The following is a 9,255-nucleotide window of genomic DNA, read 5'->3' as shown; positions in this document are numbered from 1 at the left end:
TGACGTTCGACGCCCGCGACGTGTTGCTGTCGGTGAAGCGCTCGTAGTGCCCGAGATCGAGGTCCGTCTCGGCGCCGTCCTCGGTGACGAACACCTCGCCGTGCTGGTACGGCGACATCGTCCCCGGATCGACGTTGATGTAGGGGTCGAACTTCTGCAGCCCGACCGTCAGGCCGCGGGAGACGAGGATCCGGCCGATCGACGCGGCGGCGATCCCCTTCCCGAGCGAGGAGACGACCCCGCCGGTGACGAAGATGTAACGAGTCTTCTTGGGGGGCTCAGGCACGGTGCACTCTCCCGATCGAGTCTAGGTGACGAAGTCCGGGGGTGCGTTCGACGAGCCCGGAAATTGAGTGGAATTCGCCGTACGCGGTGATCCCCGCGAGGACGGCGGCGCAGACGGCGAGACCGGCGGTCGAGTCGATCGAGGCGACGAGCCAGAGCCCGGCGACCGCCCCGACGACGTTCGAGCCGGTGTCCCCGAGCATCCCGCGCTCGCGGACGTCGTAGAGGCCGGCGACGAGGATCGCCCCTGTGTAGAGGCCCAGCGACGAGGCCGTCACCTCGTCCCACGCGAGGAGGCAGCACCCGAGCGCGACGAGGACGTAGGCCTTCACCGCGCGACCCGGGCGGAGGTCGAGGAGGTTGAAGAGGTTCGTCGCGAGGACGAGCACGAGGGCGCTGAGCAGCGCGACGCCCGCGTCGTCGGGCGTCGCGGTGAAGAAGAGCGCGAGCCCGAGGATGCCGACCGCCTTCAGCGCACCCGTCGAGAAGGCCCCCGTCAGCACGGCACGACCGTGGCCCCGCCATCCGCGGGAGGAGCCGGAGAACACGTCGTCGGCGAGGCCCAGGGCGGCGACGCCGAGCACGAAGCCCGGCGCGGCGACGAGCGCGGCATCGGGCGCGTCGGCGACGATGAGGAGGCCGAGCGGCACCATCGCGACGACGACCGCCGCGGGCAGGAGCAGGCCGAGCGGACAGGGCAGGTGCTCACCCCGGTAGTTCTCGACGGTCGCACCGGCCTCGCGCAGCGCGCGGAGGAGCGGTGCCGCCATGAACGCCGCTGCGGCGGCGCCGAGGAGGAGGGGCAGGACGCGCTCCGGCACCGCGGGAACGTAGCGCCACCCGCGGACGACAGCGCCGCCGCCCTCAGCGGTCGGGCCGCGGGGGCTCCCAGCCGGGGGGCGCGTCACGGGGCGGCGGAGCGGGCGGCGAGGGGCGCTGAGCGCCAGGGGACGGGCCCACTGGACCGTCGGCCGGGCCCTCGCCGCGCGGTCGCGTGACCGGCTCGTCGGCCCCGGGCGGGCCCCAGCCCGTCGGGGCGGCCGGACCCGCGTGCCGGGCGCGGAGCGTGAAGAAGAGGATCGTCACCGCGAGCGCCTGGAACGACAGCGTGAAGATCTCCACGACGATCGTCGTCGCGAGCGAGATGACCGCGAGGTCGGCCGCGTCGGCGAGGGCGGCACCCGGGATCGCGACGATCGCGCCGAGGATCCCGACGAGCAGGTTCGTGACGACGAGGACGCCGAACGTCCACCAGGCGTTCCCGCGGACGAGCTCGAACGAGCGGCGCAGCGCGTCGGTGCCTCGGCGGCCCTCGACGACGACGCTCTGGACCGCGACGCTGAGGAAGACGAGCGCGACGATCCCGGGCACGATGAACGCGACGAAGCCGAGCGCGACGATGAGCCCGCTGAGGAGGACGACGACGAGGACCGGCGTGAACGCGTCGAGGCCGTCGCGAGCGGCGGAGCCCGCGGTCGGCGTCTCGCCGCGCGCGATGGCGAGCACCGCGTGGACGAGCATGGCGGTGATGAGCGGGACTGTGACGAGCGCCGAGACGGCCGCCGGGACGAGGACGGCCTCGATCGGGGGGTCGGAGTCGTAGTCGGAGGTGAGCTGGCCGAGCCCGATGCCGCTCACGACGAGGTCGACCGGGACGACGACCGCCGCGGCGAGCAGGACGAACAGGCGCAGGTGCTGCCGGTAGAGCCCGAAGGACTCGTCGAGGAGCCTCGAGAGGTCGCGGTTCTTGTCGAGATGCACGTGCGTCGTCCCCCTCGCTACGGCGCCGCCACACGTGGCGACGCCCCGCCGACCGGCTCGGGGAGGAGCGCCCCGGCGCTGTCCTTGATGCCGAACGTCCCCTCGGCGCCGCCGAGCGCGAGGACGAGCGCCGTCTTGCCCTCGATCCGGTCGACCGCGTCGACGCTCGTGAGATCGCGGTCGGAGTACCAGCCGATCTGAGACGGGTCGGCCTCCTCGGTCTCGGCGGCGACGACGCGCGACTCGCTCTCGACGAGGCCGCGGACGACGCCGTCCTCGAACGGGTCGCGGAGAGCGCTCTCCTCGTCCTCGAGCTCCGCGGGCCGTCGCACGACGATGACCGCCTCGGCCCCGTCGAGCTCGCCGTTGAGGGTCGAGAAGAGCGTCGGACGGAGCCGCTCGATGAGGTTGCCGCCGTCGGCGTACTGGACGCCCATGCGGAAGCCGAGCTCCGAGAGGAGCTCGGTGTCGTCGCGGTCGAGGAACTGGTAGCGGGTGCCCTCCGCGCGTTCGGCCAGCTCGCCGACGTCCGGCGGGAGGCGCAGCGTCCCGACCGTGACGAGGCGCGCGCCGGTGTCGGTGAGCGCGTCGCGCACGTCGCCGACGATCTCGTCCGAGGACGAGCCGAGGAAGAGGAGCGCGACCCGCCGGCCTGTGAGGCGGTCGGCGACGAGCGACGGGTAGGCCTCCTCCTCGTACTCGCGGCGGGCGGAGACCTCGGCGCGAAGGTCGTCGGCGCGCTCGTTCGCCGCCTCCACGTCTGCGCGCAGAGACGCGCGCAGGTCGCGCTCGGCGCTCGAGACGAGACCGCGGTCGCCGATCGCGACGCCGAGGAGGAGCCCGACGAGGAGCGCGATGAAGACGGCGACGAGCGAGAGCGCGTGGTAGCGGAAGTCGAACACGGCGGGGCGGAGAGTAGAGGGCGGCGCTCGCCTACAGGTCCCAGCCCAGGAGGACGCGCAGCTTCAGCCAGAGCAGGTCGGCGACCTCGCGGAGACCGGGGCTCGCGAGGACGACCGCGATGAGGAGGAGGACGCCGGTGAGGGCGACGAGGCCGACGGGCGCCGCGCGCGGGAGCGGCCGGTAGAGGCGGGAGACGCCCTTGGCGTCGACGATGATCTCGCCGAGGCGCAGGCGGGTGAGGAACGTCGAGCTCATGCCGCGCCGGTTCTTGTCGAGGAACTCGACGAGGTTGAGCTGCGAGCCGACCGAGACGATGAGGCTCGCCCCCTTCTCGGCGCAGATGAGCATCGCGATGTCCTGGCTCGTCCCCGGCGCGGGCACGACCTTGTGCGGCAGCTCGAGCGAGTCGAGGTGGTCGCGGCCCGGGGCGCGGCCGTCCGGGTAGGCGTGGACGACGAGCTCGGCTCCGCAGCGCAGCGTCGACTCCTGCGCGGAGTCCATGTCGCCGACGATCATGTCGGGGGTGAACCCGGCCTCGAGGATCGCGTTGGCCCCGCCGTCGACGCCCACGAGCACGGGCTTCACGTCGCGGACGTAGGGCCGCAGGGCCTGGAGGTCCGACTGGTGGTCGACGCCGCGGACGACGACGAGCGCCGGCCGGTCCCGGAAGTCCGTCTCGAAGCGCGGCAGCTCGATGCGGCCCGAGAGGAGCTCGCGCTCCTCGAGCATGTGCTCGATCGTGTTGCGCGCGAAGGCTTCGAGCGCCTCGCCGATCTCCGCGCGCGCGGCCTCGTTCGCGGCCCGGACCGACGCGGGGTCCTGGTAGTCGCCCGTCGCGAGGACCTCGCCGGCGCGCCGCACGTCCCCTCCGATGATCTCGAGCTCGTCCCCGTCGTGGAGCGTGTCGAAGAGCGCGTCGTCGGCCATGTCGACGAGGTGGATGCCCGCCTGGACGAGGAGGAGCGGGCCCATGTTCGGGTAGCGCCCGCTCGACGATGCGCGGCAGTTGAGGACCGCGACGACCCCGGCGGCGATGAGATCCTCGGCGCTCACGCGGTCGAGGTCGTGATGGTCGACGACCGCGACCTCGCCCGGCTCGAGCTTCTTCACGAGGTGCTTGGTCCGTCGCCCCTTGCGAGCGCGGCCGCGCACGGGCGCCGACGCGGCCGGTTCGGCGGGGGCCGCGCTCCCCGCCCCTCCGTTCGCTGGGGCCTCGACGCGCGAGGTGCGACGGGGCAGGGGCATCGACGCCTCAGTCTAGGGTCTGAACGCGGCGACGGGCTCGGCGCGCGGGCCGCACCCACGAGCATGCGGGCTCTACGCCGCTTTGAGGAGCTCCTTGGCGTGGCGTCGCGCGGCGACGTCGTCGGCCTCCGCCCCGAGCATCCGGACGAGCTCGCCGACGACCTCCTTCGACTCGAGCGTCCGCACCGTCGTCACCGCCGGCTCGACGGACGTGTCCTTCGCGATCGAGAAGTGCCGCGCGGCGAGCGACGCGATCTGCGGCAGGTGCGTGATGCACAGCACCTGGCGGCCGGCGGAGAGGTCGCGCAGCTGCTCGCCGACCGCGCGCGCCGTCACGCCGCCGACCCCCGCATCGACCTCGTCGAACACGAGCGTCGCGCCGGCCCGGCCGTCGTTCGCGACGCCGAGGATCGCGAGCATGACTCGCGAGAGCTCGCCGCCCGACGCGATCTCCCGCAGCGGGCCGGCGGGGACGCCCGGATTCGCGGCGATGAGGAACTCGACCGCGTCCGCGCCCGTCGGGCCCGGCTCCCGGCCGGAGAGGGAGATCTCGAAGCGGGCACCCTCCATCGCGAGGTCCTCGAGCCGGGCGCGGACCGCCTCGGCGAACGCGGGGGCGCCTTCCTCGCGCGCCGCCCGCAGGGCCGCGCACGCCTCCACGAGCTCGGCGCGCGCCGCGTCGCGCTCCGCGGTCGCCTCCTCGAGCGCGACCTCGGCGCCCGCGAGCTCGTCCCGACGCGCGCGGCACGTCCGCGCGTGCGCGAGCACGCTCTCGATCGAGCCGCCGTGCTTGCGCTTGAGCCGGTCGAGGACGGCGAGCCGCGCCTCGGCCGCCTCGAGGGCCTCCGGATCGGCGTCGAGCCCCTCGACGTAGCGCCGGAGGTCGGTCGCGACGTCCTGCGCCTCGATGGCGAGCGCCTCGACCCGCGCCCCGAGGCCGTCGAGCTCGGGATCGACCCCGGCGACGGACTCGAGCTCCGCCCCGCCGCCGGCGAGGATCGACGCGACGCCGTCGCCGTCGTCCGGCACGAGCGCCTCGCACGTCCCGAGCGCCGCGCCCCGCAGGGCCTCGACGTGGCGGAGCCGGTCCCGTGAAGCGAGGAGCCCTGCCTCCTCCTCCACCGAGGGGTCGGCGCCCTCGATCTCGGAGAGCTCGAACTCGAGGAGGTCGAGCTCCCGGTCGCGGGCCCCCGCGTGCTCCTGCAGCTCGGCGAGGCGCTCGTCGAGGCCGCGCACCCGCGCGTGGAGGGTCGCGGCTCGCTCGCGACGCTCGGCCTGCGACGGGCCGGCGAACGCATCGAGGAGATCGAGCTGCGCCGAGGCGATCGTGAGCTTCCGGCTCTCGTGCTGGCCGTAGAACGAGATGAGCGCCTGCGCGACGTCCCGCAGGTCGGCGACGCTCGCCGAGCGGCCGCCGATCGACGCGCGCGTGCGCCCCTCGGCGACGACGCGGCGTGCGAGGACGAGGTCCTCCGCGTCCGCGGGGAGGCGGTCGCCGAGCATCTCGCGAAGGCCGTCGGGGAGGTCGAAGACGCCCTCGACGTACGCCTCGCTCGCGCCGGGGCGGACGATCCCCTGACGGGCCTTGCCGCCGAGGAGGAGGTCGAGCGCGTGCGCGAGGACCGTCTTGCCCGCGCCTGTCTCGCCGGTGATGACGTTGAGGCCGGGCGCGAGCCGCAGCTCGGCCCGCTCGATGAGAAGGAGGTTCTCGACCCGCAGCTCGTGGAGCATGCGGCGAGTGAACCAGCGGCCGCGGACGGAACCGCGTCGAACGCGTGTTCGTGCGAGCCCGGCTCGGTGTGCGGCGGGGCGGTGGACGGAGGGCGGGGCGGGTCGGGGCGGGGCGGGGCGGGGCGAATCGAATGCGCGTTGAATTCGCCCCCTATATGGGAGTCAAACGAACGCGCGTTGAATTCGCCCCCGCCCCGCCCGAGGGGCGAATCGAACGCGCGTTGAATTCGCCCCCTATGCGGGCGTCAAACGAACGCGCGTTGAATTCGCCCCCGCCCCGCCCCCCTGCCCGCGCCCCCTACGCGAGCCGGCCGAACTTCTCCCGCAGGCGCAGGTAGAAGCTCGAGCCGGGGAGCTGCGCGAGGTCTGCGGCCTCGCGCACGAAGCGCGCCGTGATCCGCTGCCCGGGATCGAGCTCGCCGACCGGCCGCCCGTCGACCGAGATGTCCACCGCCCCGCGCGAGCGGTTGTCGATCGCGAGCTCGTCGTCGGGCGCCACGACGAGCGCCCGGGCCGTGAGCGAGTGCGGGGCGATGAACGACACGGCGAAGCCCTCGACGCCCCAGGCCATGACGGGGCCGCCGTTCGCGAGGTTGTAGCCCGTCGAACCGGCCGGCGTCGCGAGGACGAGGCCGTCGCAGCGCACGCTGCCGACCTCCTGGCCGTCGCTGGAGTAGGCGAGCGTGGCGACCCGCTCGCCGACCTTACGGTGGATCGACACGTCGTTGATCGCCGCGTGGGCGCCGGTCGGGAGCTCGAGCGCGATCGCCGGGAGCGTGAGCGTGTCGAAGTCGCGACGCAGCGCCCGGCGCAGCCCCGTCGCCTCGCCGTCCGGGTCCATCGTCGCGAGGAAGCCGATCTCGCCGAAGTTGACCCCGAACACCGGGACGCTCGTGCCCGCGTAGCGGCGCAGGCCGCTGAGGATCGTCCCGTCGCCGCCGAGCGTGACGCAGACCTCGACGTCGTCGATGACCGGCGCGTCGACGACGATGCCCTCCTGCGCGACGAGGCCGTGCTTGCGTGTCTCGTCCGCGTCGAAGCGCAGGACGACCCCCTCGTCACGCGCGACGCGGATGAGGGCCTCGAGAGCCGACGCCGTCTGCGCCGGACGCTGATGCGTGAACACCGTCGCGCTGCGCTGCGGGGACGGGTTCATCCGGGCTCGGCTTCCAGGATCGCCGCGTCGAGCTCGACGTCGTCGAGCGCCCCGGTGCGCCCGGGCTCGGCGAGGTGGACGAAGGTCTCGCGGTTGCCCTTCGGCCCGGGGAGCCCCGAGGGCGCGACCCCGAGCACCGACGACCCGGCCGCGGCGGCGGCTCGCGCGACCGCGAGGAGCGCGGCGCGGCGGTCCTCCGGGGAGCGGACGACGCCGCCCTTGCCGACCCGGTCGCGGCCGACCTCGAACTGGGGCTTCACCATCGCGAGGACGTCGTAGCCGCGCGGGTCCACGCAGCGGAGGATCGCCGGGAGGATCTTCGCGAGCGAGATGAACGAGACGTCGCAGACGACGAGATCCGGCGCGTAGGGCAGCAGGGCGGGCGCGAGAGAGCGCGCGTTGCAGCGCTCGAGCACCGTCACGCGTTCGTCGTTGCGGACGTTCCAGTGCAGCTCGCCGTAGGCGACGTCGACCGCGACGACGTGCGCCGCGCCGCGTTGGAGAAGGCAGTCCGTGAAGCCCCCGGTCGAGGCGCCGACGTCGAGCGCGTGGCGCCCCGTCACCTCGAGGGCGAGCGCGTCGAGCGCGTTCGCGAGCTTGACGCCGCCGCGCGAGACGTAGCGCGGCGCCTCGTCGACGTGGAGGACCGCGTCGGCCGGGACGAGCTGCCCCGGCTTCTCCGCGCGCTCGCCGTGGTCTCCGAGCCGCACCTCGCCCGCCATGACGGAGGCCGCGGCGCGGCTGCGGGAGTCGAAGATCCCGCGGCGGTGCAGAAGCGTGTCGAGCCGGACCTTCTCCATCCCGGCGGACACGGTAGCGACGCGGGGGCGCGGCGGTGCACGTCGCCGTGCCCCCGGGGGCCGGGCGAGCACGTGTTCGATCGTGCGGATCCGAACGATTGTTCGACTCTGTGTGCACGATCACAGACAATCTCCTCCCCCGCCCCGACCATGTGCTGCCAGATGACCGCGTTCCGCCTCATCCCGTTCGGCCTCCACGGCGCCATCGAGCTCCCGCTCGGGCTCGCCGCGATGGCGCTGCCGTTCGTCCTCGGCTTCTCGGCCGCGGCGACGGTCGTCTCCGTCGTCGTGGGCGCCGCCATCGTGGGCCTCGCCCTCGCCTCGACGACGGACGAGCGCGGACGCCCCGCGATGTCGATCGCGTCGCACTACGCGGCCGACTACGGGCTCGCGCTCGGCCTCGCCGGCGCCGCGGTGCTCCTCGCCGTCGCCGACGACCCCCTCGCGGGCGTCGTGCTCGGCGCCATCGCCACCGCGCAGCTCGCGCTCAACCTCTCCACGCGATACAGCGCGCACGCCTGACCCCCACGCCCGCCGGCGGCGACACGCCGGCCGAGACTTCCCTCAGAGATCACATAGCTGGACCCACATCACATAGCAGTATCTCTCCTCCCCGGAACGGCCCGCCTTCGAGCGGGTCGTTCCTCTTTCGTGGCCGGGCCGGACGTGGCGCCGCGCGCCGCGCACCGCGTCGCCCCGGGGCGACCGATGCCCTCAGCCCTCGGGGTTCGGCAGGCGGACGTGGAGGTGGTCGTCGTGGTGGTCGAGCCGGATGACCCGGTCGGCCGGGCCGTCCAGACCGACGCCGTGCCCGACGACGACGAGCTCGGCGCCGCGCGCGACGAAGCGGTCGACGAGATCCTGGGCGAGGCGGCGGTCGACCTGCCCGGCCCGCGCCGCCTGCCGCTGCCGCCGGTCCTCGCGCGGGTAGTAGATGTCGACGTCGAGGCCGTTCTGGTGGGAGTTGTGCCCGAGGCCGCCGAAGCGGGAGTCGAAGACGCCGCCCTCGGGCCGGCTGAGATCGCCGACGAGGACCCGCGGCGCCCCGGGGTGGGCCGCCCGGTGCTCGGCGAGCACCTCGAGGATCGTGCGGACGAGGACGTCCGTGCCGTAGCGCCGCCAGGCGGGGTTCGGGACGACGCGCTCGACGCCGTCCCAGGTGACGTGGTCGGGTCCCTCGACCGGCAGCTCGACGCCCCGGACGAGCCGGCCGTCCTCGTAGGGCAGCCCCAGCGCTCGCGACGGCCGTGCCGGACGAGCCGGGCGCTGCGTCAGGGGGCCGGCCGCCGCCGCGGCGGAGGGCGTCTGCGCGCCGGGGGCGGCGAGCGGCACGGGCCCGGCCGTCACGGACGCGCGGGCGAGGCGCTGGACGAG

9 protein-coding genes and 1 pseudogene are annotated in these 9,255 nt (G+C 74.3%); 1 reads left to right on the top strand and 9 read right to left on the bottom strand.

Annotation, left to right across the window (positions count from 1 at the left end; genetic code table 11):
* The 8 genes and pseudogenes from ACME2J_RS21325 to ACME2J_RS21290 all read right to left on the bottom strand — a co-directional run.
* Positions 1-286 (bottom strand): annotated as a pseudogene (locus tag ACME2J_RS21325) (CTP synthase); the annotation flags it as partial.
* Entirely contained in the window at positions 279-1,106 is an 828-nt protein-coding gene (locus ACME2J_RS21320) for a hypothetical protein (protein ID WP_495546964.1), read from the bottom strand. The gene ACME2J_RS21320 and the pseudogene ACME2J_RS21325, both read right to left, overlap by 8 nt.
* A gap of 43 nt (positions 1,107-1,149) precedes the next feature.
* Positions 1,150-2,046 (bottom strand): DUF7847 domain-containing protein, encoded by an 897-nt coding sequence (locus ACME2J_RS21315; RefSeq protein ID WP_495546963.1) that lies wholly within the window; start codon positions 2,044-2,046, stop codon positions 1,150-1,152.
* Between the two features lie 17 nt (positions 2,047-2,063).
* Positions 2,064-2,948, bottom strand: a complete 885-nt coding sequence (locus tag ACME2J_RS21310; protein ID WP_495546962.1) for a copper transporter — start codon at positions 2,946-2,948, stop codon at positions 2,064-2,066.
* A 31-nt stretch (positions 2,949-2,979) separates the two neighbouring features.
* On the bottom strand, positions 2,980-4,194 hold the full coding sequence (gene steA, locus ACME2J_RS21305) for a putative cytokinetic ring protein SteA (RefSeq protein ID WP_495546961.1): 1,215 nt from the start codon (positions 4,192-4,194) through the stop codon (positions 2,980-2,982).
* A gap of 72 nt (positions 4,195-4,266) precedes the next feature.
* The gene (gene recN / locus ACME2J_RS21300) at positions 4,267-5,925 is read right to left on the bottom strand and encodes a DNA repair protein RecN (RefSeq protein WP_495546960.1); all 1,659 of its coding nucleotides are present in this window, start codon (positions 5,923-5,925) and stop codon (positions 4,267-4,269) included.
* Between the two features lie 298 nt (positions 5,926-6,223).
* Entirely contained in the window at positions 6,224-7,081 is an 858-nt protein-coding gene (locus ACME2J_RS21295; RefSeq protein ID WP_495546959.1) for an NAD(+)/NADH kinase, read from the bottom strand.
* Positions 7,078-7,881 carry a TlyA family RNA methyltransferase gene (locus ACME2J_RS21290; RefSeq protein ID WP_495546958.1) on the bottom strand — a complete coding sequence of 268 codons (804 nt, stop codon included), beginning with the start codon at positions 7,879-7,881 and terminating at the stop codon, positions 7,078-7,080. The genes ACME2J_RS21295 and ACME2J_RS21290 overlap by 4 nt, the downstream gene beginning before the upstream one ends.
* Before the next feature lie 162 nt (positions 7,882-8,043).
* Between ACME2J_RS21290 and ACME2J_RS21285 the strand changes: the two genes are divergently transcribed.
* On the top strand, positions 8,044-8,403 hold the full coding sequence (locus ACME2J_RS21285; protein ID WP_495546957.1) for a hypothetical protein: 360 nt from the start codon (positions 8,044-8,046) through the stop codon (positions 8,401-8,403).
* A 192-nt stretch (positions 8,404-8,595) separates the two neighbouring features.
* On the opposite strand, the gene ACME2J_RS21280 is transcribed toward ACME2J_RS21285, so the two are convergent.
* The coding region (locus ACME2J_RS21280) for a penicillin-insensitive murein endopeptidase (RefSeq protein ID WP_495546956.1) at positions 8,596-9,255 on the bottom strand (660 nt) is incomplete at its 5' end.

The sequence above is a fragment of the Paraconexibacter sp. genome (assembly GCF_059438195.1).
The sequence above is the reverse complement of the archived record's forward strand: the minus strand, read 5'-3'. Positions and strand labels throughout refer to the sequence as shown.

What these genes read in the sequence shown, in the direction of transcription:
- steA (WP_495546961.1), bottom strand. Translation starts at nt 4,194, where the DNA reads ATGCCCCTGCCCCGTCGCACCTCGCGCGTCGAGGCCCCAGCGAACGGA.
- recN (WP_495546960.1), bottom strand. Translation starts at nt 5,925, where the DNA reads ATGCTCCACGAGCTGCGGGTCGAGAACCTCCTTCTCATCGAGCGGGCC.
- ACME2J_RS21295 (WP_495546959.1), bottom strand. Translation starts at nt 7,081, where the DNA reads ATGAACCCGTCCCCGCAGCGCAGCGCGACGGTGTTCACGCATCAGCGT.
- ACME2J_RS21290 (WP_495546958.1), bottom strand. Translation starts at nt 7,881, where the DNA reads ATGGAGAAGGTCCGGCTCGACACGCTTCTGCACCGCCGCGGGATCTTC.
- ACME2J_RS21285 (WP_495546957.1), top strand. Translation starts at nt 8,044, where the DNA reads ATGACCGCGTTCCGCCTCATCCCGTTCGGCCTCCACGGCGCCATCGAG.